At 38.7% G+C, this 25,504-nt stretch carries 24 protein-coding genes and 1 pseudogene; 4 read left to right on the forward strand and 21 right to left on the reverse strand.

Features of this window, described 5'->3' with window-relative positions; all coding sequences use genetic code 11:
* Positions 1–116 precede the first annotated feature (116 nt).
* The 11 genes and pseudogenes from QGM71_RS06430 to QGM71_RS06480 form a co-directional block, all read right to left on the reverse strand.
* The gene (locus QGM71_RS06430) at positions 117–1,010 is read right to left on the reverse strand and encodes a LysR family transcriptional regulator (RefSeq protein ID WP_327606702.1); all 894 of its coding nucleotides are present in this window, start codon (positions 1,008–1,010) and stop codon (positions 117–119) included.
* Positions 1,011–1,330: 320 nt separating this feature from the next.
* Entirely contained in the window at positions 1,331–2,020 is a 690-nt protein-coding gene (locus QGM71_RS06435; protein WP_327606703.1) for a copper homeostasis protein CutC, read from the reverse strand.
* Between the two features lie 50 nt (positions 2,021–2,070).
* Positions 2,071–3,483 (reverse strand): dipeptidase, encoded by a 1,413-nt coding sequence (locus QGM71_RS06440; protein WP_327606704.1) that lies wholly within the window; start codon positions 3,481–3,483, stop codon positions 2,071–2,073.
* Between the two features lie 141 nt (positions 3,484–3,624).
* The gene (locus QGM71_RS06445) at positions 3,625–4,464 is read right to left on the reverse strand and encodes a MurR/RpiR family transcriptional regulator (RefSeq protein WP_327606705.1); all 840 of its coding nucleotides are present in this window, start codon (positions 4,462–4,464) and stop codon (positions 3,625–3,627) included.
* A 17-nt stretch (positions 4,465–4,481) separates the two neighbouring features.
* Positions 4,482–5,381: an ROK family protein gene (locus QGM71_RS06450; RefSeq protein WP_327606706.1), complete on the reverse strand. Its 900-nt coding sequence runs from the start codon at positions 5,379–5,381 to the stop codon at positions 4,482–4,484.
* Positions 5,382–5,540: 159 nt separating this feature from the next.
* On the reverse strand, positions 5,541–6,821 hold the full coding sequence (locus tag QGM71_RS06455) for a TRAP transporter large permease (RefSeq protein ID WP_327606707.1): 1,281 nt from the start codon (positions 6,819–6,821) through the stop codon (positions 5,541–5,543).
* Positions 6,822–7,289 carry a TRAP transporter small permease gene (locus tag QGM71_RS06460; protein WP_327606708.1) on the reverse strand — a complete coding sequence of 156 codons (468 nt, stop codon included), beginning with the start codon at positions 7,287–7,289 and terminating at the stop codon, positions 6,822–6,824.
* Positions 7,290–7,317: 28 nt separating this feature from the next.
* Positions 7,318–8,328 carry a sialic acid TRAP transporter substrate-binding protein SiaP gene (locus QGM71_RS06465; RefSeq protein WP_327606709.1) on the reverse strand — a complete coding sequence of 337 codons (1,011 nt, stop codon included), beginning with the start codon at positions 8,326–8,328 and terminating at the stop codon, positions 7,318–7,320.
* A gap of 132 nt (positions 8,329–8,460) precedes the next feature.
* Positions 8,461–9,327, reverse strand: coding sequence for an N-acetylneuraminate lyase (locus QGM71_RS06470; protein WP_327606710.1), 867 nt, complete (start codon positions 9,325–9,327; stop codon positions 8,461–8,463).
* Between the two features lie 13 nt (positions 9,328–9,340).
* Complete coding sequence (locus tag QGM71_RS06475; protein WP_327606711.1) at positions 9,341–10,033, reverse strand: N-acetylmannosamine-6-phosphate 2-epimerase; 693 nt, start codon at positions 10,031–10,033, stop codon at positions 9,341–9,343.
* Between the two features lie 304 nt (positions 10,034–10,337).
* Positions 10,338–10,652 (reverse strand): annotated as a pseudogene (locus QGM71_RS06480) (DUF3892 domain-containing protein).
* A gap of 255 nt (positions 10,653–10,907) precedes the next feature.
* Here QGM71_RS06480 and QGM71_RS06485 point away from each other — a divergent pair.
* The 4 genes from QGM71_RS06485 to QGM71_RS06500 are packed head-to-tail and all read left to right on the forward strand — an operon-like array spanning position 10,908 to position 15,525.
* Positions 10,908–11,498, forward strand: coding sequence for a TetR/AcrR family transcriptional regulator (locus QGM71_RS06485; RefSeq protein WP_327606712.1), 591 nt, complete (start codon positions 10,908–10,910; stop codon positions 11,496–11,498).
* Between the two features lie 31 nt (positions 11,499–11,529).
* On the forward strand, positions 11,530–12,867 hold the full coding sequence (locus QGM71_RS06490; protein ID WP_327606713.1) for a purine-cytosine permease family protein: 1,338 nt from the start codon (positions 11,530–11,532) through the stop codon (positions 12,865–12,867).
* Positions 12,864–13,952, forward strand: coding sequence for a DUF917 domain-containing protein (locus tag QGM71_RS06495; RefSeq protein WP_327606714.1), 1,089 nt, complete (start codon positions 12,864–12,866; stop codon positions 13,950–13,952). Before QGM71_RS06490 ends, QGM71_RS06495 begins: the two co-directional genes overlap by 4 nt.
* 1 nt (position 13,953) lies before the next feature.
* Positions 13,954–15,525 carry a hydantoinase/oxoprolinase family protein gene (locus QGM71_RS06500; protein WP_327606715.1) on the forward strand — a complete coding sequence of 524 codons (1,572 nt, stop codon included), beginning with the start codon at positions 13,954–13,956 and terminating at the stop codon, positions 15,523–15,525.
* A 204-nt stretch (positions 15,526–15,729) separates the two neighbouring features.
* On the opposite strand, the gene QGM71_RS06505 is transcribed toward QGM71_RS06500, so the two are convergent.
* The 10 genes from QGM71_RS06505 to QGM71_RS06550 all read right to left on the reverse strand — a co-directional run bounded on the left by QGM71_RS06505 (position 15,730) and on the right by QGM71_RS06550 (position 25,428).
* Entirely contained in the window at positions 15,730–16,452 is a 723-nt protein-coding gene (locus QGM71_RS06505; protein ID WP_327606716.1) for an amino acid ABC transporter ATP-binding protein, read from the reverse strand.
* Complete coding sequence (locus tag QGM71_RS06510; RefSeq protein ID WP_327606717.1) at positions 16,453–17,115, reverse strand: amino acid ABC transporter permease; 663 nt, start codon at positions 17,113–17,115, stop codon at positions 16,453–16,455. It abuts the gene before it with no gap.
* A 76-nt stretch (positions 17,116–17,191) separates the two neighbouring features.
* The gene (locus QGM71_RS06515; RefSeq protein ID WP_327606718.1) at positions 17,192–17,968 is read right to left on the reverse strand and encodes a transporter substrate-binding domain-containing protein; all 777 of its coding nucleotides are present in this window, start codon (positions 17,966–17,968) and stop codon (positions 17,192–17,194) included.
* Positions 17,969–18,359: 391 nt separating this feature from the next.
* Positions 18,360–19,040 (reverse strand): phosphoribosylaminoimidazolesuccinocarboxamide synthase, encoded by a 681-nt coding sequence (locus QGM71_RS06520; protein WP_327606719.1) that lies wholly within the window; start codon positions 19,038–19,040, stop codon positions 18,360–18,362.
* A gap of 726 nt (positions 19,041–19,766) precedes the next feature.
* A complete protein-coding gene (locus QGM71_RS06525; RefSeq protein ID WP_327606720.1) occupies positions 19,767–20,210 on the reverse strand; it encodes a HicA family toxin-antitoxin system in 444 nt (147 codons plus the stop codon).
* Positions 20,211–20,327: 117 nt separating this feature from the next.
* A complete protein-coding gene (locus QGM71_RS06530; RefSeq protein ID WP_327606721.1) occupies positions 20,328–20,930 on the reverse strand; it encodes an ABC transporter ATP-binding protein in 603 nt (200 codons plus the stop codon).
* Complete coding sequence (locus QGM71_RS06535) at positions 20,923–21,879, reverse strand: ABC transporter ATP-binding protein (protein ID WP_327606722.1); 957 nt, start codon at positions 21,877–21,879, stop codon at positions 20,923–20,925. Before QGM71_RS06535 ends, QGM71_RS06530 begins: the two co-directional genes overlap by 8 nt.
* Positions 21,880–21,893: 14 nt before the next feature.
* On the reverse strand, positions 21,894–22,760 hold the full coding sequence (locus tag QGM71_RS06540) for an ABC transporter permease (RefSeq protein WP_327606723.1): 867 nt from the start codon (positions 22,758–22,760) through the stop codon (positions 21,894–21,896).
* The gene (locus QGM71_RS06545) at positions 22,757–23,752 is read right to left on the reverse strand and encodes an ABC transporter permease (protein WP_327606724.1); all 996 of its coding nucleotides are present in this window, start codon (positions 23,750–23,752) and stop codon (positions 22,757–22,759) included. Before QGM71_RS06545 ends, QGM71_RS06540 begins: the two co-directional genes overlap by 4 nt.
* 83 nt (positions 23,753–23,835) lie before the next feature.
* Positions 23,836–25,428, reverse strand: coding sequence for an ABC transporter substrate-binding protein (locus tag QGM71_RS06550; protein WP_327607050.1), 1,593 nt, complete (start codon positions 25,426–25,428; stop codon positions 23,836–23,838).
* Positions 25,429–25,504 lie beyond the last annotated feature (76 nt).

The following is a 25,504-nucleotide window of genomic DNA, read 5'->3' on the forward strand; positions in this document are numbered from 1 at the left end:
AAGACATATTTACAATAGATTACTCTTAGTTACTATTGCGAATATGTCTTTTCCCTAGGCTTTTTTAGATTGTTGCATGTGTATTCGTCCTCTCTCTATTTGGCAAAAATTTTACTTTATAACAAACATTCAGAAATAGCTTTTTCTTGTTCAATGCTATTATCCTTCAAAAACGTGTAAAACTTGTGGACTGCAGCATACTGAAGGGTCTGATGACGGCAATACACAGAAGTGATTCGCTCAACAGCTACTTGTTCTTCATCAACGATCGGCTGAATACATAATTCCTTTTCACCTGTTAGGCAAATTCCGGGCAGGATTGTATAGCCGAGACCAGCGCGCACCATTTCCTTAGCCGTTTCCAAACTATCAACAGTCATCGAAATAGACCCATCTTCACTGAACGTTTTATTCCACCAATCTTTAACAATCGTTTTTAAATAGGTATCCATGTGGTACTCAATTTGCGGCAATTCAGGAAGCTCTTCTATTGTTACAGGGTATTTTGATACTACACAAATCGGCTCTGAAGCAATAATATCCTTCTCCTCCTGCCAATAAAAGTCGCCTCTGAAAATCCCAATATGAACATCGCCCCTATCAAATCTACTGAAGATAGCTGAGCTTAACCCCGTAATTATTTGAAAGTTCACCTCGGGGTAATCCAACCGAAAACTATTTAATAGATTAGGCAGCATATATTGACCATAGGATGAAGCAACACCCAACTTAACTGTTCCACGTATTTCTGTGTCCATTAATTGAACCGCTTCCATCGTTGTCTCCAGTTTCAGCAAATTATCCCTAGCATATTGCAGAATCAATTCACCCTGCGGCGTTGGGCTCAATCCTGAATTTTCACGTGCAAAAATCGTCACGTTAAACGCCTGCTCAATTCGCCTCAACCTATAGGTCAAAGCGGGTTGAGATATAAACAATTTAGCAGCTGCCCTTGTCATATTTCTTTCCTCGTCCAGAATTATTAAAATAGCACAATCTTTTTCATTCATAGGAGGTTCCTTTCTATTAGGATTCACTAATATATAATGAAACTGCTCATAGTTTGTGGGTAAAGTTGCAGAAACAAGCGCATTCTATATTCCTGTCAGCAGTAGGATGTTTTTTAATTTCTTCTATAAGGGTACCATCAGAGAAGTCATATTGCCATGCTATATCTGATTATCGCTCATTTTGACATCGCTTTCAATTTAAAGCAATACCATTTTCTTATACAGTTAATCAAAGAGAAGCTTGATAACAATAGCTGTATATAGACTAAACCCGTCTCCCAGAAACTTCATGCAGGGAAACTCCATTTACTGAGAGTCCATTATTTATCTGTATTTTTAACTTTTAAAAAGGCTTGTTCATCAAACTTTTCTGCAAAAGAATGCTTCTTTCTCATTGCTTTTCCAAAATGATATTGATTGGCCGCAACTGTTTGGTGTATCGTTTCAATATTATCAGGGGTTAATCCGGATCCCGGCAAAATCTCAGGACCTTTGGTTTCCTCAGCTAGTGTAACGAGTTCCTTTAACTTCCCCTTCCCCTGCTCACAATTGCTTTGACCACCGGATGTTAATATGCGCTTGATAGTTTCTCGATAGTTTAACAAGGTTTTATATGCCTCAATTTGGGAAGGAGCTTCATCAAATGCACGATGGAAGGTTATATCCAAGTCGGACGAAACAGCAATAACTTCTTTAAGCAATTTTTCATTTATTTTATTTTCATGATCGAGAGCCCCAAACACGATCCCTTGTCCGCCAAGTTTGCGTACATGCTCTATGTCGTAACGAATAATAGCCATATCATCAACTGTATAATTATAATAATGACTATGGGGGCGTATCATTACCTGCACTGGGATGGATACACTGTTAAGTACCTGCTGAATTGTACCGTGACTTGGAGTTAGCCCGCCTTCACTCATTGCAGAAACCAATTCCAGCCGATCCGCACCTAATTTTTCTGCTTGTACTGCCTCTTCGCCATTTTGTACAATAACTTCTACTAACATGTGCCTCTCCTCTTTCTCTTTAAAATGGAAGGTGATACATAGCTGGCATTCTACTCCATCCAGACTATCCGTGTTTCCCGATTGATACGCCCTGTCTCATCTGCTGCCTCAACGGTTACAACGTGAAACCGTTCTTTTAAAACATCATTCATCTGGAGAGAAACAAGGGAGGATTGTTCATTAAATTCAGGTTCATAAGGGATTCCATCGACAATAATGCGAAGACTGGCGATGTCAATGGCATGCCCTTCTTCTTGTTCCAGCTTTGCAGTAAATAGTGGTGTACGACTGTCCATCATTTCTCCCATTTCATAAGCTGGGATAATAGTGGGACTCTTCCCTTTATTCATTTGATCAGGATCTGCAGCCTTCTCTACGTCACGAAGTACTCGCAGTGTATTGGCTCCGAGGATTTTTTTAATATCTTTGACTGAATAATCTCTTTCTATTAATTCCTCTGTTATTTTATATAGTTCTGATGCATCCTTCAGATCATTTGGAAGTTCGGCCCCATCGTAATCTGAACCTAGTGCTACATGATCAATACCAATTAAATTAACGGCATAATCAATATGATCCACGATATCACTAACCATTGCTTCTCTATCATCTGTCAGAAACTGGGGATAGAAAACAATTCCCACAACGCCTCCATTTTCTGCAAGTGCTAATAGCTGCTCATCCGTGAGGTTGCGGGGATGGTTTCGTAGTGCATTCACACCGGAATGAGTCGCAATGACTGGGGCTTTGCTAACCTCCATCACATCCCAAAATGTCCGTTCAGCCATATGGGAAACATCGATCATCATACCGATCCTGTTCATTTCCTCCGCCACTTCCACTCCCAGTTCTGTCAGCCCATCACCGGAAGGCGTGCTAACAGGATCATTATAGACTCTATCTGCTCCTTCACCCAGTGCATTAGAATAGTTCCAGGTAAATCCGATGGCCGTAATTCCGAGATCATCATACTGCCGGATAAGCTCAATGGCATTATGCTCTTCCAGGGAATAGGCTCCTTCAATAGTAGGTACAGCTGCAATTTTCCCCTTCTCGATTGCTGCCTGGATTTCTGTAAAGGTAGACGTAACTTCCAGCTGATCGGTATTATTTTTCTCGATCCAATAAAGTGCGTTAATAGATGCCAGTGTATTGCTGATGCTACGGGGGTTATTATCATAAAAACCAGAGGTAAACGCAGCAAAAAACGGAACTGACAGACCGGCAGCCTGCATTTTCGGAATATCCACTTCGAAGTTCGTTTCTTTGCCAATATCCGTCACAGGCAGCCACGTATCAGGATCAACAACCTTCATCAGAGTATCAATATGACTATCCACAATTACAGAGTTAGCATGGATAGAAGTTACATCCTCCTCTTGCCCCGTAACTATCCACGCATGAAAATCAACAGGAATGGAAAGTAGAATAGACACAAACAAATATATAACTCTCTTCCGCATGGATGTCTCCTCCTTTGGTGGTGCCTGTCACTTCCCGAATTTTGTCTGGTGGTGCCTGTCACTTCCCGAATTTTGTCGAATAGCAAATTCCGCCTGTACAGAATAGTGTTGCTATAATCTTATCTAGATTAAGCTAGTATCCTAGTATAGTTTTTTCGCGGTATTTTCCGATATTTCCATCTTAATTTTTTCTGCTTCTTTCACATTCCTCATAGTCAGCCCTGTGCAAACTAAATCAATGATAAAAAGCTGGCCAATTTTCGATACCAGTGAACCACTATCCCAGGGACTTTCTTTTGCAGATGAAAGAAGAATGTAGTCAGCATACTTTGTTAATGGTGATTTAATATAGTTGGTTAATGCAATCACTGTTGCATTTTTTTCTTTTGCGATTTGCACCGAATCAATGATATCCTTTGTGCTTCCCGTCATACTTATTGCGATGACTACACTGTTTTCATTCATCGATGATGCACGCATTACCTGAAAATGTGAATCAGTTATTACACTTGTCTGCTTACCAATACGCAGCAGCCGGTTTTGCATATCCATACCTGCAATCCCTGACGATCCTATACCAAAGATAACCACATCATCAGCATGATCAATCGCCGCTATAGCCGCTTCTAATGTTTCAGTATCAATAATCTCATACGAATTATCGATCGCCTGGACCATATTTTTTCGGATTTTTTCCATATAAGTTTCATCCGCATCATGAACTACTTCCAAGGAGACTTCCTGTGCAAACAAAAACTTAAAATCCTGAAACCCTTTGAATCCAAGCTTTCTAAAAAAACGCAGCACCGTAGCCTCCGCTGCACCACTTGCCTCTGACAATTCTGTTAATGAATGGTACAGAACTTTTTGATCGTTTGCTAAGATATAGTCATAAATTTTTTTCTCAGACTTTGTAAAATCCCGCTTATATTGTTCCATTATTATGGAAGGTTTAATTCCCTTCATCTGATTCTCCCCCATAGCAGCCCCCTCTTTTCTTATTCATTCATTAAATAATGTTTTGCAGCACCGAGTAAATTAGCCTGGTTATCCTTTTCTGCCAGCTTTACCGCTAAAGAATTCCAGTGGTTTGGCATAATCTTTTTAGATAGAGATGTTTTAATAGCATTTACTAAAAGATCCCCCTGAGCAGAAATTCCACCACCAATCACAATCAGTTCCGGATTAAAAATATGCACAAGTGATTGGATTCCTGTAGTTAAATCATCGATCCATTGATCAAAAATACATATACTCTTTGAATCATTTTCTCTGATTTTCATAAAAAAATCCTTTAATTCTAGTGGATAGCCGAATTCGTGGTTAACCATGTCACCCAAAGCAGAACTGGAGGCATATTGTTCAAAACATCCGCGATGCCCGCAGGTGCACGGCTTTCCACCTGGATAAAGACTCATATGCCCAAGCTCTCCTGCTGAATAATTTGCCCCTGTATATGGCAAGCCATTCAGAAATAAAGCACCACCTATACCTGTCCCTATCGTAATGCAAAGAAAGTCATTTACTCCAACAGCAGCACCTTTCCAGTGCTCCCCAAATGCAGTACAGTTCACATCATTTTCAACTTTCACCGGCAGACCTGTATGCTCACTTACCATTTTCGCAATAGGCATCCCAGTGTACCCTGGTATGTTATCTGTAGCATAAATAACAACGCCATTCACACGATCAATCTGGCCTGCTGAGCTGATGGAAAAGCCCGTAATGTCCCATTTCTGTTTTAAAACGTCGGTTAAATTGTTAACCTTACGAATAACTTCTAAGCCCCCAAGCCTTGCCTCTGTCGGCGTGGAATCATGATATAAAATTTCTCCGTCATCATTAACAATACCATATTTAATAGAGGTACCTCCGATATCAATAACACCAAGCAACATCATTTTAACTCCTTTATATATAAGTATAATAAATAGCATCCCTAAAGTGAAGCGGCATTCAATTGGCGTTTCGTCTCTCTTAACCTGCTCTTCCCAGCAAAAATAATCACTAACGTGTAAAAAAGAGAAAAACCCGCCCGGGGCTTTTCTCTCTATTATTTACGGACTTAACAGATTTGGTAAAAACAGTACAATCTGCGGGAAGATAGTAATCAGGATAAGTGTTACAAATAATGGTATCCAGAATGGAATTACACCTTTCGTGATCACATGTATAGGAATATTACCCACTCGGGAGACAACAAACAGTGCCATACCCATTGGAGGTGTTAAAATTCCAATCATCAAGTTCAATATTACTATAATACCGAAGTGAACAGGATCCACACCCACTGTCATAATAACCGGTACCAGAATTGGTATTAGTAAGATGAGCAACGCCAAGGATTCTATAAACGTACCTAATAGAATAAGCAGTAAATTAATCAGCAACAGCAATATGATTGGATTTTCAGTTACAGATAAGAAGAAATCTGCTATTGTAATCGCTATCCGTTCATGTGCTATCATTTGACCAAAAAATTCAACCGCCATAATCATCAGGACTGCAACACCTGTCAGCTTTAATGAAGAAACGACATTATCAAAGAATTTCTTCAATGTCAGCTCTCTGTAAATGAAGAATCCTAACACCATTGCATAAACAGTTGCAATTACAGCTGCCTCTGTTGGTGTAAAAAATCCCGAGAAAATTCCGCCGATAATAATAATTGGTGTTAATAAAGCCAAAAATGCTCTTCTGAAATGGTATATCCTCTGTTTAAATGTCGCTTTATCATCCGTTGGGAACCCACGTTTCTTGGCAAAGAAGTAGGCAACCACCATCAGACTGATAGCCATAATAAGTCCGGGTATCACACCAGCTAAAAATAATTTAGCGATCGACTGGTCTGATACAACTCCATAGATTATTAATGGAATACTAGGTGGTATGATTGGACCAATAATTGCAGACGCAGCAGTTAGTCCCCCCGCATAATCATCATCATATTTTCCATCTCGCATTGATTTTATCTCCAGCTGTCCCAAACCGCCCGCATCAGCTAACGCAGAGCCAGACATCCCGGAAAACATAAGACTCGCCATGATATTAACATGCCCCAAGCCTCCGACAAAATGACCAACCAGAGACTTGGCAAAGCTGAAAATTCGTTCCGTAATCCCAGAGGAATTCATTAAAGTACCTGTTAGGATAAAGAATGGTACGGCCAGTAGGGAAAATACATCAATACTGTCAACTAATTTGGCACTAGTAAAAAATACTAGACTCCAGTCATTAGTGATGAAATAAACGAATGTCGAAATCAACAAGGTAAAACCTACAGGCATTCCCAAAAGAAGTAATACGATCCACAAAATTAGAATCATGAATACATCCATTTATTCCACCTCCTTCTTATGCTTGATATCTTTTATATTTTTTTCAATCAAGCGATAAAGCATAAGTAGGGATAAGACTGGTAATGCCATATACATATAGACATAGGATATATTCAATGAGACGATTTCCACCGGCAGTTTACGGATAGCCATTTTATACCCGACATACATCATCAAAATCAGTACAACTGCGATCATGACCTGAAATGTATAATGAAGAACTGTTTGAATTTTATCAGGTAACTTATCAAAGAAATATTCAATTCTTACATGCCCATCGTTTTTAATTTCTGATGAAACTGCGAGATACGCTACGTAGACAAACAGGAATCGTGCTAATTGCTCTGACCACTGTAAAGGATCATCCAGTACCTGACGTGAAAATATTTGCATTACGAGAACGATAAGCATAACAATAAACAGGGACCCACCAATAATTTCTTCTAAGTTATTAAAGAATTTTTTCATGATCATTCCCCTAGGTTTTACTAATATATTATCTTACACTTTCAATTTCATCTAAATACCCCTCAGCATCTCCTTCAATATCTTCTGTGTATTTAGGATATGCTTCAGACACTGCCTCTTTAAATTCGTCCAGATCCGGCTCTGTTACAGTTACGCCTTCCTCTTCAAACTTTTTAACCAGCTCTGCTTCTTCCTGTTCGAAAAGGTTAGTGTGTTCTTCTGCCGCTTTATTAATTCCATCCTGCAGAATGGTTTGCAGATCCTCAGGCAAAGCTTCCCATGTATCTTTACTTACTACATAGTTAGCATCGTTAACGACATGATTTGTTAATGCCATATAATCCTGTACTTCATAAAACTTCTGAGCATCAATAGTTGATAAAGGGTTTTCCTGACCATCCACTGAATTTGTCTGCAAAGCAAGGTAAACCTCTGTAAATGCCATTGGAGTAGCTGATGCACCTGTGTACTTCGCATAATCCAATAATGTATCCGCTTCAGGAACGCGTAATTTTAATCCTTTCATATCACTCAGTGATTCAATTGCGCGGTTTGCTGTAGTTTGACGTGTACCATTATAAGCAGTAGCCGCAATCATCCAATTATGCTCGTCCAGCAATTCACTGTGAAGCTCTTGGCCATATTCTGTTTCATAAACTGCACGGTGTAAATGGTCGAAATCGTCAACAATGTAAGGCAGCCCCATTAACGTTGCACGTGGAACCCAGATTCCAAATCTGCCAGTCTCGGCAAATGTTATATCCAGTGAGTTCTCGCGGACTTGCTCCAGCATTGCACGGTCATCTCCAAGCTGTGAGTCTGCATAAATATTAATAGTCAGTTGACCATCACTTTCTTCATCAACATAGTCAGCAAGAACCTCCGCTGCTTTGTATTCATTCTGTGCTGTACCTGCTACCATACCAAACTTCAACTCGAAGCTTTCCTCGTCAGATGAAGCTCCTCCCTCATCTGTACCACATGCTGCTAATCCTGCAATTAAGACTACTAAGATACCCATCAACATAAATTTCTTCATAACTAAACCCCTTTCATTTTATGGAATTAATGTAATCGCACCATAATAAAACGCTTTCATTGATTATTGACAATATATCACCATGATAATATATTGTCAATATAATTTTAAAAATGACTTTTACCTATCAATTTACATGTATTTCTCTGCAATCTGTCTTGCTCTGCCTACTTCTTCTTCCTTTAACTCACGCATAGGCTTTCTGCAGTGTCCTGCGTCAATTCCTTTAAATTTCAGCATTTCTTTTATAGTCTGATAGAGACCATTGTCTAAAACGGCCGCAATCAAATCATTCGTTTCTTTTTGTACTTTTCTTGCCTCTTCCATTTTACCTTCAGCTGATAGTTCCATAATTTGTCGCGCGCGTTTGCCATTTACATTAAAAGTACTTCCAATAGCTCCATCAATATTCAGCACACTAGCAGATAGAAGCATTTCATCAAAACCGGAATAAATCAATTTATCCGGAAATGCATGTCTGATTCTTTCCAGCAGAAAGAAATCTGGTGCTGTAAATTTAACGCCAATAATCTTTTCATTTTCAAATAGCTCACCAAACTGTTCCAGATTCATATTCACACCAGTTAATGCAGGGATAGAATAAATGATTAAGTCATTGTCCACACTTTCCAGGATCGTATTGTAGTAGTCTTTAACTTCTTCAAAGTTAAACTTATAGTAAAATGGAGTCACTGCTGAAATAGCATCATAACCCAGATCTGTAGTAAATTGTGCAAGCTCCACTGCTTCATCTATGTTCAGCGACCCAACCTGGGCAATAAGCTTTACCTGATCTCCAACCTCATCTTTTACTATTTCAAAAATTCGCTTCTTATCTTCAGTTGAAATCAAGAAGTTTTCTCCCGTGCTCCCATTGACATACAGACCATCAATTTGAGATTCCTGTATGTTATGTCTTACTATTTCTCTTAAGCCCTTCTCATTAATTTTTCCTTTTTCATCAAATGAACACATTAAAGCAGTATATAATCCTTTCATAGCTATCACCTTTCTATTGGTTGTATTTTTTATTTTCTTCAATTGCTTGCATAAATTTTTCCGTAATTAGTTGTGGTCGGGTAATCGCACTTCCCACAACTACAGCATGCGCACCTAGTAACAGTGCTTTTTTTGCTTTTTCAGGTGTATCAAAATTCCCCTCCGCAATGACAGGGATTGAAGCTTTTTCAAGCAGTTCCTTTAACAAATCCAGTGGAACAGTTCCCTTGGAATAGGTAGTATAACCCGCAAGTGTTGGTGCAATGATATCAATACCGGCTTTTTCAGCATTTAGCCCTTCTTCAAGTGAAGATATATCCCCCATAAATAATTGATCCGGGTATTTCTCTTTGACCTCGGAGAAAAATTCCCGGAAACTCTTCCCATCTGGTCTTTTCTGGTTAGTTGCATCAAACGCAATAATATCCACACCTTCGTTATAAAGCTCATCCACCTCGTTTATCGTAGGGGTAATAAATACATTGCTACCAGGTAAGTCCTTTTTAATTATACCTATAATAGGAAGATCCACTTCTTTTTTAATCGCCTGAATATCCTTGACACTATTTGCTCGAATTCCGGAAGCTCCCCCCATGCTTGCCGCAAATGCCATTCTTCCCATGATATAAGAATCATGGAGGGGTTCACCTTCCAATGCTTGGCAGGAAACAATTAAACTTCTGTCTATTTTCTCCAGTACACTCATAGTAAATCTCCTTACCTGTTGTAATAACAAATTTCTTGTAAAACGCTTTCAACAATTGAACTATACCATTTTTGATTATTGGCTGTCAATTTATTTTTTAAAATGATAATGAGTATTCACAATGAGTTGCCAACCTGACATCCAATAGAGATTTAATAACGAAAAGCTAATTGTTAGATATAAAGTGGCCTCTTTATCTGACTCATATTCAACAGATTAGAGACTGCTAGATCCATTGTGAGCTTTCTCATTATTCCTACCCTTTAACAGTCTCTACGCTTCCATTTTCAATCCTATAATTTAATCAAAATGTGTCCAGATTAGATAAGTTATTTTCTTTTGCTCCATCCGGTTCACTGCGGATGATGTCCCTGCCGTATTTATGAAAGACATCTACATGTGCCAATTTTCCTGCCTTCGCTACATCCAGAGCTCTCAGATAGTCCAGTTCTCTTCCGCTTTCTGTTTTAAATGCAATGATATCACCATCATCATTTTTTCGAACAGCTACTATTCGTTCTTGATGTGATTCTGCAGATTGATCCATTTGAACCTTTGCCTCATCTTTTCCTTGATTCCTATATTAATTATAAATACGTTCAAAATCTCTATCAGTCATATGAAAACCTCCCAAACTATAGTTAGTTTGTTCTAGGTCCGCTAATTTATGCGCTATACCGTAAAGCGTTGAACAGCTTTAAAAACCATCATAAACAATAGTCTAATTTAGAAAGTAATGGAATTCAGCAATTAAAAATAAACTGCCCTGTATGACTTCCCTAATTTTACAAGTAAGTGAATTGTCGAAAAAGTTATTGACTTCTGTTTACTTTGCTCCTATAATCAACCTAACAATCGTTAGGTGGTGAAATTATTGAAGGAAAAATTAATTGATGCAGCTTTAAACCAATATTCATTACATGGATATCACGGTGCAACGATGAGGAAAATTGCTGCAGAGGTTGATATAAAACCCGCATCTATTTACTTCTTTTACGAAAACAAAGAAGAATTATTTATAGCAGCTTTTAAACAGCTGTTAAATAATCACTTTAAAGCAATAGAACAGGTTTTAATAAATAGTAAAAACAGCCCTGTAACTGAAATTTTCACTGCCTTACTTCACGGTATTGTCGCCCACCATAAGGGAGACGAGCAGAGTACAACTGCATATATATCGTTGGTTACATCACCTATTCCCGGAATCAGTAAGCATCTGAACAGTTACATGTTATATATTAACGATTATCTTGTTGAGTCATTGGGATCTGTCCTTAAAAAAAGCTATCCATTGATGTCAACACATGAAGTTGATCGCGTAATTAAGCAATGGGTTTTTATCGGTAATGGGGTCTTCTGGGGGATAAAGTTATATGAAGGCGATGCTTTTAACGAACAAGTGGATTTAGCTGAGAAAATGATTCAAACCTTATTCCTTGAGCTGGAAAAGAAATATGCAAAATAATTTAAATTTTATAAATAGGAGGAACTCGAAAATGGAGAATCGATTTGATATAGTAAAAGATTACGAACTTGAACCAGTGCCACAACATAAACGAAAAGGATGGGTCAAGCTATCACTTGTATGGATGGGCGGCATTGTAGCCTTATCTGCAATCGTTCTTGGAGGAGCGTTGGGTTCTGGATTATCGTTATCACAGGCAATAGCAGCTTCATTTATCGGTTCATTCATATTGGCGATTCTAAGCGCACTATGCTGTGTCGTAGGAGCAAAGACTGGTTTGTCAACCGCACTTGTTTCTAGATTTGCTTTAGGTAAGTACGGATCTTACGCTGTTTCAATCATTATTGCAATAGCTTTATTTGGTTGGTTTGGTGTTCAGCTTGATTTATTCGGAGCAAGTTTGCACAATATTTTGATTGATGGACTTAATATTAATATTCACCCACTTATTCTAGTTATTATTGGCGGCATATTAATGACCACTACAGCAGTTTTCGGATATAAAGCAATTGAAAAGTTAAGTTTGTTGGCAGTACCACTTTTGGCAATTTTATTAATTAGTTCTCTATCAAAAGTAATGAGTGATTCTACTATGACAAACGTTGCAAACGCACCTATTATTGGTGATCCTTTAACAATGGGTACTGCAATTTCATTGATCATTGGCTCATTAGCAATTGGTGCGATTATCGGACCGGATATTTCCCGATACGCCCGTTCTACTAAAGATGCCATCATTTCATCCTTTATGGGTTATTTTGTAGGATTTAGCATTGTTTTAATAATTGCCATAGTTCTAGCAAAAGCAACGACCCAAGTCGATATTGTAGAAATTATGTTAACACTAGGTTGGGGAACAGCTGCATTGCTTGTCTTAATATTAGCGCAATGGACAACAAATGATAACAACCTTTATTCTTCCGCACTCGGATTTTCTGTTATTTTTCAAAAAATTCCAAAGTACATGTTAACAATCATGGCAGGTGTGATAGGTACAGCAATGGCAGTCGGTGGTATATATGATAATTTCATTCCTTTTTTGAATTTCCTAAGTGCTTTAATCCCTCCTATTGGTGGAATTTATGTTGCGGACTTTATCATAAACCGCCAAAAATATAAATTTGATAAACTAGGAGAAACAAAGGATGTAGAAGTAATAGGTATTGGTGTATGGGTTATAGCTGCACTGCTAGCATTCATGACTATGCCTGCACCAAATGGTTTTGGTCTTTTTACATTAACTGGTGCCTCAGGATTTGATGCATTTATAGCTGCTTTTGTATTACAGCTTATCCTGGCAAAACTAGCAAAAGGTTCAACTAATAAATCAATTGTGTCATCTAACGCTAAAGGAGGAAATGTTTCATGAGATTAATAGGCAAACAGGAAATAGAAGACATCGCAGTTGGTGCTGCCCTTTTAGGTACAGGGGGTGGCGGTGATCCGTATATAGGGAAATTAATGGCACTACAGGCAATTGAAGAGAATGGGCCTGTCCAATTATTATCCGTTGAGGAGGTGCCTGATGATGCACTTGTAGTTCCTTCTGCGATGATGGGCGCTCCTACCGTTATGGTTGAGAAAATACCGAGTGGTGAAGAAGCAGTTGGTGCTTTTAAGGCGTTACAGACCTACATGGGTAAGGAAATTTTTGCAACCATGCCTATCGAAGCTGGGGGAGTAAACTCATTATTACCTTTTGCTCTAGCAGCACAGTTGGGTTTACCTGTGATTGATGCAGATGGTATGGGGAGAGCTTTCCCTGAATTACAAATGGTAACCTTTTATTTGGATGGTGTACCCGCTACACCTATGGTTCTAGCAGATGAAAAAGGAAATAATATGGTTCTTAATACGATAAACAATGTCTGGGCCGAGAGAATTGCACGTGGTGCGACCATTGAAATGGGAGGGTCAGTGATGCTTTCCATTTATCCTATGGATGGTAAAACTATAAAACAAAGCGCCATACACAATATTCTGCAACTGGAAGAAAATATTGGCCGAACGATTCGTGAAGCCAAGTTGAATAATTATGATCCAATTGCTGAAGTTTTAAAGCTTACGAACGGGTACACTTTGTTCAAAGGAAAGGTAACCGATATCGATCGGAAAACGGAAACAGGATTTGCACGTGGTGTAGCTACAATTGAAGGAATTGAAAACAATCAAAACGAGGAACTGTACTTGAAATTTCAAAACGAGCATTTATTAGCAGAAACAAAAAATAAAACATTGTGCATGACACCAGATCTTATTGCTGTACTGGATTCTGATACAGGCATGCCCATTACTACAGAAGGACTAAGATATGGTGCTCGTTGTGTGGTTGTAGGCCTGCCATGTGATCCGAAATGGCGTACAGAAAAAGGCATTGAAACTACTGGCCCCCGCTATTTCGGTTATAACACAGACTTCACACCAGTTGAAGAGCTTATGAAAGGGGAAGTATAAAATGGCAAACTACCGTATTGGAATTGATGTAGGCGGGACACATACAGATGGCGTTATTTTAGACGAAGCATATAACGTTATTGCAGAGACGAAAGTACCAACTTCTGAAGATGTAAGTAGTGGTATTTACCAAGCTCTTCACGAGATAGTAACCACTTCATCTGTTCCTGTTGAAAATATTAATTATGCAATGCTCGGAACCACACATTGCACGAACGCAATTGTCGAGCGAAAACGCCTTAACAATATTGCAGTTATTCGTATTGGAGCGCCTGCTACACTAGCTATTAAGCCTTTACTTGGAGTTCCAGAAGATCTTAAAGACATTTTAGGAAAGCATGTGTATATTGTCCGTGGTGGTCATGAATTTGATGGTCGCGAAATCACTGAACTTGATGAAACGGACATTTACCGAATTGCGAATGAGGTCAAGGGTAAAGTTGATTCCATTGCCGTTACATCTGTCTTCTCACCCGTAACAGATGGACATGAACAGCGCACAGCTGAAATATTACAGGAAGTTCTTGGTGATGAAGTAGCTATTTCCTTATCCAGCGAAATTGGAAATGTTGGACTTTTGGAAAGAGAGAATGCAACTATTTTAAACGCATCAATCGTAAACGTTGCAAGAACAACTGCAAATGGATTTGTAAATGCGCTTAAAAAAGAAGGCATTGATGCAAAAGTCTTTTTCGGACAGAATGATGGAACTCTTATGTCCGTGGAATATACGGTACGATATCCAATCTTAACAATCGCCTGTGGACCAACAAACAGTTTACGCGGAGCCTCTTATTTAACAAATAAGTCTAACGCTCTTGTTATCGATGTTGGCGGAACAACGAGTGATGTTGGTGTGTTAACAAATTCCTTCCCTCGTCAATCATCACTCGCTGTTGAGATTGGTGGAGTACGTACAAACTTCCGTATGCCAGATATTATGTCTGTTGGCCTTGGTGGTGGAACGATTATCCATGTAAATGAAGATCAAACATTTCAGGTTGGTCCAGATAGTGTTGGCTATCGACTTACAGAAAAAGCACTTATCTTCGGTGGTGACACGTTAACGACTACTGACATTGTTGTAGCATTAGGAAAAGCAGATCTGGGCGATCCATCAAAAGTAGCCCACTTGGATAAGGACTTGTTGGAATCTGTTTATGCAAAAATGGTAAGCATGGTTGAAGAAGCATTAGATAAAATGAAGACAAGTGCAGATCCTATCCCCGTTATCTTAGTTGGGGGCGGTAGTATATTACTTCCGGATAAGCTAAAAGGTGCTTCTGAGGTCATCTGCCCGAATAACTTTGGTGTAGCAAATGCGATTGGATCAGCTATATCACAAGTTAGTGCACAAATTGAGAAAATATTTTCATTTGATGAACTGGGCCGTGATAAAACGATTGAAAAAGCAAAAAATATGGCAAAAGAAGAAGCAATCCTAGCAGGTGCAGACCCGGATGACCTAGTAATTGTTGATCTGGAAGATGTTCCACTCGCTTACTTGCCTGGGAATGCTACTAGAATTCGTGTGAAGGCAGCCGGATCGTTAAAGAAAACTACAGTGGTTTAATTGGATCAGCAGGAGCACACGTGATGCTCCTGCTGATTTTATTTGGGAACCTTTATTTATGTGCTGCAGCGCAAATTATCGATCAAAGTGGCACACTATCTACATAAAAAGCTGCTAGAATCAATGAGAATAATCAACCCCATCGACCTAGCAACTTCTAATTCAACATAAAGTGATACAAACCGGGAAGTGACACCACCAAACCTACAATATCTTACTCAAAAAGGATTGGGTTCTTGGGTTTTGGGGGTCATCAAAGATCTGTGCTGGTTCTCCCTCTTCCATTATGATTCCTTCATCCATAAATAACACACGATCTCCCACTTCTTTTGCAAAGCCCATTTCATGTGTGACAACGACCATTGTCATCCCTTCTTCTGCTAAATCCTTCATTACTTCGAGAACATCCCCTACTAATTCAGGGTCAAGAGAAGATGTAGGTTCATCAAACAGCATCACTTTCGGGCTCATAGCAAGAGACCTTGCAATAGCCACACGCTGTTTCTGTCCACCTGAAAGGCTATCGGGATAATCATCCGCTTTTTCGGATAACCCTACTTTATCGAGTAATTTCAGACCAATATCTTTGGCTTCACTTACCGATAGACCCTTAACCTTAATTGGACCGAGTGTAATATTCTCTAAGACCGTTCTATGTGGAAAAAGATTAAAATGCTGAAAAACCATTCCAACTTGAGACCGGACCTTATTAATATTGACTGAAGGATCGGTTAACTTGTCGCCATCGATCGTAACTTCCCCCGCAGTTATATCCTCAAGGAGGTTGAGGCATCTGAGAAATGTACTTTTACCAGAACCAGATGGCCCAATCACGCATACAACTTCACTTTCATCAACCTTAGCATCAATCCCTTTTAATACTTCTAAATCACCAAACGATTTATGTAACCCTTTTACTGTAATCATTTATACATCCAGCTTCCTTTCTAGTCTGTTTAAATACAGTGCTGTCGGGATAGTTATACATAAGTAGAGTAAACAAACCATAACTAATGTTTCAAATATCTCAAATGTTGTATTGTAGTACTCCTTAGCCATAAACACAACATCGTGTACGACAATAACAGAAAATACGGATGTATCTTTTAAACTTATAATAAATTGATTTCCAAGAGGGGGAATCATTCGTTTAAATGCCTGTGGCCATATAATATAGCGCATGGTTTGTTTTTCTGTTAATCCCATAGACCGTCCAGCTTCATGCTGGCCTTTATCAATGGAATAAACTGCTCCACGAACAATTTCAGCAATATATGCCCCCGCGTTAACAGCTATTGCAATAACACCTGCTGTAAAAGAACTTATGTTTAAGCCTATTAAATCCTCGGAAACACCGTAATAAAGAAATAGTGCTTGTGCCAATATTGGTGTACCTCGAACCACTTCAACATATACCGACCAGAACCCTCGGATGAATTTGTTTTTAGAAAGCTTTCCCAAACCTGCTAAAGATCCAATAATCATCCCAAAGAATAGACCTATAACCGTTATACTTAATGTTACTTTTAAGCCGTCTAATAGGAAAGGTAAACTTTTAATATATGCTGTATCCATAATCGTATAGATCATATTTGTATTCTCTCCTTAATAAAACAGCGTAACAAGAAACTACTTGTTACGCTTCATTTGTATTCTGCTCAGCTGTTTATTCAGTTTCGGGTGGTGCTGTACCAAACCACTTCTCATAAATCTCTGCATATTTTCCATTTTCTTTGATTGCTGCTAATCCTTCATTTACAGGACCTACAAGTTCCGAGTCTTTAGGTAATGCAATTCCATATGGTTGACCTTCCATGACGTCTCCCACTGTTTTTAATTTATCAGAAGCATTTTCACTGATATAGTACTGTACGTTTGGCAGATCATATAAAACTGCGTCCAGACGCCCTCTTTCCAAGTCCATGTAGGCAGTTACGATCTCTGGATATGCTTCAACATCAGCATCTGTATTATCTTTTAAGTAATCATTACTAGTAGAACCTTGACGTGCCCCAACTTTTAATCCATCCACATCATCTATGGATTCAATATCAGAATCAACAGGTACTGCCAGAATCAACCCGGAATCATAGTATTTATCCGAAAAATCGATGAATTCTTTACGTTCCTCTGTAATAGAGATACCAGCAATACCGATATCGTTTTTTGAAGTTCTCATGGAAGCAAGTAATCCATCAAATTCCATCGTTTCAAATTCGACATTAAAGCCGGACTCTTCCGCGATAGCTTCGATGAGCTCAATGTCAAATCCCTCCATTTCACCAGTATCAGGATTTTTATACTCAAATGGTTGGAAGTTAGAGTCTGTAGCTACAGAATACGTCTCTCCGTCCCCATCACCGCTAGCTTCGTCTGTTCCACAAGCTGCAAGTAGTCCAATAAGAATAATTGCTGTAAGTGCGAATAATAGTTTATTTTTCATTTTTATTTATCCTCCTTCTCTTCTGCATTTCATCTTCTCATACTATTCAAACTTTTTGAACTTCGGTTTGAAGCTATAATTAGGGGAAAACTTCTATATACCTGCTTCCAATGTGTATAGAGGCTGATTATTTTAAAATATCTGATAAATACCCTTATTTACTCCAATATAAAAGAAATTTGATAACGTTTTCCCGATTATGGAAGACGTTCATGCAGGATTGAGCCGATTATCGCAGGAAGAAAGATACATTCGTGTATTATTATGGATAACAAGGGCTTTGCACCGAGGAGTTCGGATCATCTACAGGGGAAAAGGAAACGCACCTGAAAAGCTAAATAGAACAACAAAAAAATGTGCCTTTCCTCACTATGGAGAAAGGCACATCTAGTTAAGAAATCATTATTTTCTGCAGCTTAAGCGGTTCGATATATTCGCCGTCTTTATAAGCCCGCATATTACCACCGGATATTTCATCAATAAGGATAATTTGATTATTACTATCTTTACCAAATTCAAGTTTAATATCATATAACTCAATACCCTTTACTGCTAACTCCTCTTTTACAACATCAGCTATTTGAACTGTCCGTTCTTTCAGCACCTGGTATTCTTCGGTTGTTAATATACCAAGCATACGAAGGGCATCTTCACTGATCGGCGGATCCTTGCGTTCATCATCCTTTAGTGTTACTTCAACGAAACCATCCAGCACCTGTCCTTCTTCGGCATATTTTCCATAGCGGCGCAGGAAACTTCCCACTGCCCGATAACGGCAGATTACTTCCAAACCTTCTCCAAAAATACTTGCCGGTATTACTGTCATAGTCGCCTCTTCAATAGTTGCATCAATATAATGGGTTGGGATTTCTCTATCTTTAAGCTTTTCAAAGAAAAACTTGGTGAGCTTCAGTCCCGCTTTTCCAGCACCATCAATCGTAAGTCCTACCGTATTTGCACCAGGATCGAATACACCATCTTCACCTGTTACATCATCCTTAAATTGCAATAAATAATTGCCATCTTCCTGCTTGTACACATCTTTCGTTTTACCAATATATACACGTTCCATTCCTGATCTCCTCGCTTCTTATGTAGAATTAAATTAAATTTAACAAATCCAAAAATAAAGCTGTTTAATACCGATTGCATTTCTCTCAGAAGCAATCAATACCAGATAGATGCATGTCATACATTTTTTCCATATGAAAAACTTCTGGTCAGTTTAGATATGACTTAACTATCTAAAGAAAATAATAACATAATTGGTGGGAAAGATAAGACTATAAAGTCAGTTTTGCAGCTGGTAAGTTGAAGAAAATAATTAGTATACTGACTTATTTCCTACTTAGCCATCACCATTTTGATCTTTAGTCACATCTTTTACACGGAAATGGTTCAAGCTAAACAAAAGGAGGCATTCATATGAGCAAAGGTAAAAAGAAAAAGAATAAGAGCAAAGAAGAACTAAACGATATGAAGGATGATAAAAAGTATCCTCGAAATCGGCCTAAATAATGTTCAGATGCTAACTCTTCATTATAATTGACGAAGAGTTAGCTTAGCTTTGAAGAAAATAATCATCCACCGGTTTGACGTTTTCAAAAAATGAAGCTCTATTTCTATTAAGGTTTTTTAACACCATTTATATAGTTAGCCTGGTAGAGAACTGATAAACTCACATATTAAAAAGCTGCCAGAACCATTTTGCAAATGATAGCTTGCAAATTGCCCCTGACAGCTTCTATTCTTCACTTATACTATTCGACAAAAACCGGGAAGTGACAGGCACTGCAAGCTATTCTAGATGTTTTTTAACTTTTTCCTGCACTTTTTTTTCAACCTTTTCTACACGTTCAGCTTTGATTTTACGTCTCGGTTTAGGGTGAAACCATTCTATTTCGCCATTACGAAAAATTCCTTTGAACTCTTCACCTTGAATCTTCAATTTAAACATATTAAGCTCTCGGGAGTGGTCGGTTAACATCGGTTCTATTTCCATATCATCGGTTTCATCCCTTATTCCATGCTCCCCTAATAGTTCATATACCTCAGCTTCAATAGCTTTTAGTTCAGTCTCTCCAATGTCCTGTTTCGGATGCGGGTTTAACCAGGTAATTTCCCCATCATGATAATCACCTTTATAATTGCGTCCATCTATTACAAGCTTGAATTGATGACGCTCATATGTACGATCTTCAAAAACCGGTTCCACTTCAAATCCGTCTACCAGTGGAAACACCTCCCTGAAAAATTGATTACTTTTTGTATTTCCTTATTCAGCAATAAACATGTTCATTTCAAAAGATTAAACCTTATCCTAAGCTTTTCAACGATTAATGTCAAACAGAAAAATGTTCTAATTTATTTCAGTGAAGTTTATTATCCGATCGCTTACCCTTTTCAATAAATGTTGATCGTGACTAATAGCAAGTACACCTATATTACGTTCTTTCGCCAACCTTTTAACCGCATGCCACATTTGTGCCTGTGTAATTGCATCCAGCATGGTTGTCATTTCATCGGCAACTAAATATTTCACATCCCCAACAAGGGCGCGTGCAAGACAAAAACGCTGTAATTCTCCACCTGACAATTCCCTTGGCCAGCGTTCTAACCATTCGCTTTTTATACCTAGACTTGCCAATAATTTTTGATCAAAACCACCTGATTCTTCAAAAATTTGTTTCATACGCCATTTTGGATTGATCGCCCTTTCAGGATGTTGCCAGACTAATTGGACAGGATGAAATCCAAAAATGGGAATAGCTTGACCGTCAATCAATATTGTACCCTCATCAGGTTTTAAATATCCGCCAATGATTTGGGCCATTGTTGATTTCCCGGAACCACTATAACCAGAAATACCCACAATTTCACCAGGCATTATTCTAAGGCTGAGATGCCTGAATAGCCACGGACTGCTGGGGTAACGATAACTTATCCCTTTCACTTCAAGCATGGAAACACCTTACTTCCCCACCTTCAACTGAATGGAATGCTGGTTGCTTCTGTCTGCATATATCTGTTGAAATCGGACACCGCGGCTGGAAAATACAGCCTTCTGTAGCTTCATAAGCAAATGGTTGTGTACCATCAATTGGAGTAAATTCATTTTGAGGTAATGCATTCCATAATGCTTTCGTATAGGGATGACGTAATTTTTCTCCTTTACCGGAAAAGTCGTTTGCATGCGCAATTTCTACGGTCTGCCCAGCATAGAAAACAGCAACTTTATCAGCTACTTGTATAGCTGTTTCAATGTCATGGGTAATAAACATAATTCCTTTTCCATCTTTCGCTAGTTGTTTCATAAAGTTTATTGTTTCATGAAGTGCTGCCGGATCTAAACCCGGTGTAGGTTCATCTGCAATAATCAATTGTGCCCCACTAACCATTGCAGTCGCTGCAATTACCCTTCTTGTCATGCCGCCAGATAATTCAAAAGGGTATCGGTCCCCAGTTTCTTCAGCTAATCCTACCTTTCGAAAAATAGCGTTTTGAATTTCTCGCTTATTTTTTTCCTTAATAACTGTTTGAACCTGTTTTCCCGTTTTCATTAGAGGATCAAGTGCATTTACCGATTGCGGGATGAGTGAAATTTCCTTTCCCCGCAATGCCAATAGTTTTTTGTGTGAAAGTGCCTCACCCTTGTAATTCAACGTGCCCTTCATTACTGCATGATCTGGAAGAATTCCTAGTATCGCATTCGCAAGTAAACTTTTTCCCGAACCGCTTGCACCTACGACAGCAACAATCTCTCCTTCATGGATTGTCAAATCAAACTTGCGTATGACTTCTAAATTAGATTCACGCAAGCCTTTGCCATAATGACGAAATAGCAAGGAAAAATTCTCCACTTCCAGTAAGGGTTCCTGAACTGACTCTTTTCTGTTTGTTTTTGTAGTCATCCCTTATATCCTCCTTAACCTCTTTGTCCATGGAATGGATCGATAAGCCTTTGTATACTGCGTCCAAGTAAATCAAAAATACCGACCATCACTAATAATAAGAGTCCCGGAAAGAAAGCCAGCCACCATAGTCCTGTTGATAAATAACGCATCGATTCAGATAATATTATTCCGATTGCAGGTGTTTCTGTTGATAATCCAAAACCTAAAAAAGTAATCGCAGCTTCATGTAAAACAGCATGTGGGAAAAGTAAAATAAACCCAACGATAAGCTGTGGAATGAGATGTGGCAGAAAGTGATGCCGTGCAATCCAAAAACGGGTTTTTCCTAAACGAAGTGATACACTTACATATTCTGCATTTTTTAGCTGCAGCACTTCTGCTCTCAGTAAACGGGCTAAACTTGGCCAATGTGTTAGTGCAAGTCCAATAACTACCCCTTTAAATCCCCCGCCGACAGCAAACGAAATTAATAGTAACGTGACAATATGTGGGACACTGAGAAAAAGATCTATTAACCATGTAACAATATAATCTGCTGTTTTACTCCATGATGAAAACAGACTTAGTATCAATGCGATAATTGCACTCGATAGCGCAGCAAGCATACCAACGCCAAAGCTTAATGTTAAACCCTTCAACGTACGTGACAGCATATCCCGTCCTAACCAATCTGTCCCAAACCAATGAGCCAAAGACGGTGTATTATTTTTACTATCCAAGTTGATACCTATTTTTTCTGCATCTATGCATAGGCCACTGACAATCATCACCAAAAGAATGGCAAGCGAAAAGATTATCATCGCTATTGTCCGCTGCCTTATAGTAAATCGTCGCCTTTTATTTATTCCTCGCTTTTCATTCATTAATTGATCGTTCATAGGGCCTCGTCACCCCTTCTTATCCGTGGGTCAATTACTTTATAGAGTAAATCAGCCAACAGATTTCCAACGAATACAAATACCGCACTAAACAATACAATACCTAATAATAGTGGAACATCACTACCGAGTCCCGCCTGGACAACTGCTTGTCCAAGCCCCGGGTAAGAGAAGACTTGTTCCGCTAACACCGTACCTCCGAATAGCTCTCCAAATGATGCAAAATGCAAAGAAACTGCAGGAAGTGAAATATTCCGTAATCCATGTCTCCAGAGTAATGTTATATCGCGCTCCCCTTTGGCTTTTGCAAAGCGGGCAAATTCACTATTAAGTACTTCTACTAGTTTCTGCCTCGTATGTAACGCTATATTTGCAACACCTAGAATGCTTAACGTTAAAGCAGGAAGAAACAGATGTTTTAAACGATCTAACAAGGAAACATCAGCAGCTACTATACCAGCTGGTGACCCAAGCCCAATCGGAAACCAGCCAAGCCAGACAGAGAAAAACATTAAAAACAATAAGCCTAACCAAAATGCAGGTGTAGATGCGAGTGTAAAGCAATACCCTTTTATCAAACTGTCTATCCACGTACCTTCCTTCATGCCAGCAATAATCCCTAATAAAAACCCAAAGATACCGGAAATAATCCATGCAACAACCATTAATGCTAACGAAGCAAGAAAGCGTTCTGCAATAACATCAGAGACGTTGGCTCGATATAACAAAGATGTACCAAAATCTCCTTGTAAAACAGCCTTTCCCCAGTTCATAAATTGCTGAACTTTTGTTTCATTTAATCCCCAATAGTCAGCGATATTATCACGCTGCTCTGAGCTGACTCTTGTCATGTCAGCACCAATATAAGATTGTACCGGATCTATTGGTGAATAGCTTAAAAGGGTGAAGGACAGAATGCTGATTGCAATTAGTAAAGTGGCTAGTTTAACTGCTTTCCCTATAATGTAGAAGGCAATTTTTTTATAGCGCATTTTTATCCCTCTTTCTATTCATCTTCCTAATATGTCGGTAGTGGCCAGGCTAATTTATCAGCAGCTGTGCAATTTAATACCGGCTACTCTTCTCTCCAATGCCATTGCTCAATAAAGTCAGTAACAGGCCAACCATGTCCATGGGGCTGTAATTTCTGATCCCCAATTTCCAAAATATCATTTACAAAATAAAGATGCTTCAGATTTACAAGCCAGACCCATGGTGTATCACCTTTCGATGAAAATCCTGTTTCACCATCCCACTGGGCTTTCATCCAATAATCATTCGCCTCCTCCTGCGTTATTGAACGCATTGCCTTTTCCATGTATTCATCAACAACCGGGTTGGAATAATAATTAGCATTATAGAAACCTTCTCCTCTTGTCTCACTACTGTAGATATTATACATTTCGAGCGGGTCATGGCTCCCCCATCCCATCATGACAGGATTTGAATGCATTTTTTTCTCTAGACCATTCCAATTTTCACCTTTCGTTTCCACCTGAATACCCAGATCTTTTATTTCATCTGCAAAAGCGATTGATAGCGCCTGACGAATTTCATCTCCTGCAGGGTAGAGTAACGTAAAGGAAGCTTCTAAGCCTTCCCTTTCTCGGACACCCTGGTCATTTTCTTTCCATCCATCATCATCTAACAATTTTTTTGCCTTTTCCATTTCGTTATCTTTTACTTCTGTTTCCGGATTCCACCATGGTAAGTGATCTGATACGGAAGAGGCAGGTGTGCCAAAACCATCTAAAACCCCATCTACCAAAACTTCACGATTAATTGCAATGTCAATTGCTTTACGAATCGCTTTATTTGCGGTAACATCATTTCCAATTGGTACACCCTCATCCGTTTTTTCTCCTGCTTTTACATAAGGAAATAAAATACCTCTGTTATCAACAGTATCTAATTCCACTAAATCCATGCCTGGTATATCATTTTTTGCAAAGCTGGGTGTAACAGATACAACATCAACTTCACCAGTTTTAGCTGCTGCAAATGCTGCATCTTCTTCTAGAAATAAGAATGTTAGCTTTTTAAATTCAGACTTATCCATATAGTAATAAGGGTTTTCTTCTACAATCAGTTGTTGACCTTTATTCCATTGCACCAATTGAAACGGCCCAGATCCAATTGGATTTTCATTGTACGTATCATCATAAGCGTGTTTCGGAACAATACCTGTTGTTACTAATAGGCTAATAAACGTGGATTGTGGCTGCTTTAATTTAAACTTCACTGTATAGTCATCCACACTTTCTACTTGATCGAGATTACTTAAATCAATAATGGAGCCACTTTCTTTTGCTATTTCAAATGTAAAAACAACATCTTCAGCTGTTAGGGGTTCTCCATCCGAAAACTTAACATCATCACGAATCTCTAGTATATATTCCAATCCATCTATACTAATTTCATAGTTTTCAGCTAGGTCATTTTTGATTTTAAAATCCTTATCATACGTTAATAATGTACTTTGAAATAATGATGAGCCATATCTTCCCCATCCTGTCGTCGGATCAAAGCCAGCTTCTGTTTCTCCGCCAACTGCTAATACTAACTCATCCTTGTTCGTACCGTCTTTTGTCACTATAGATTCGTTATCACTATCGTTTGAACAAGCACTTAACATACCAACTGCGATTAACATAATGATTAAACTCATTTCCTTCAACGTTCATACTCCTTTAAAATGAATAATTCTATTTTCAACTTTTATATATAATGCCAACTCAAATAGA

Source organism: Virgibacillus tibetensis, from assembly GCF_036026595.1.
Classification (GTDB): Bacteria; Bacillota; Bacilli; order Bacillales; family Amphibacillaceae; genus Virgibacillus_P; species Virgibacillus_P tibetensis.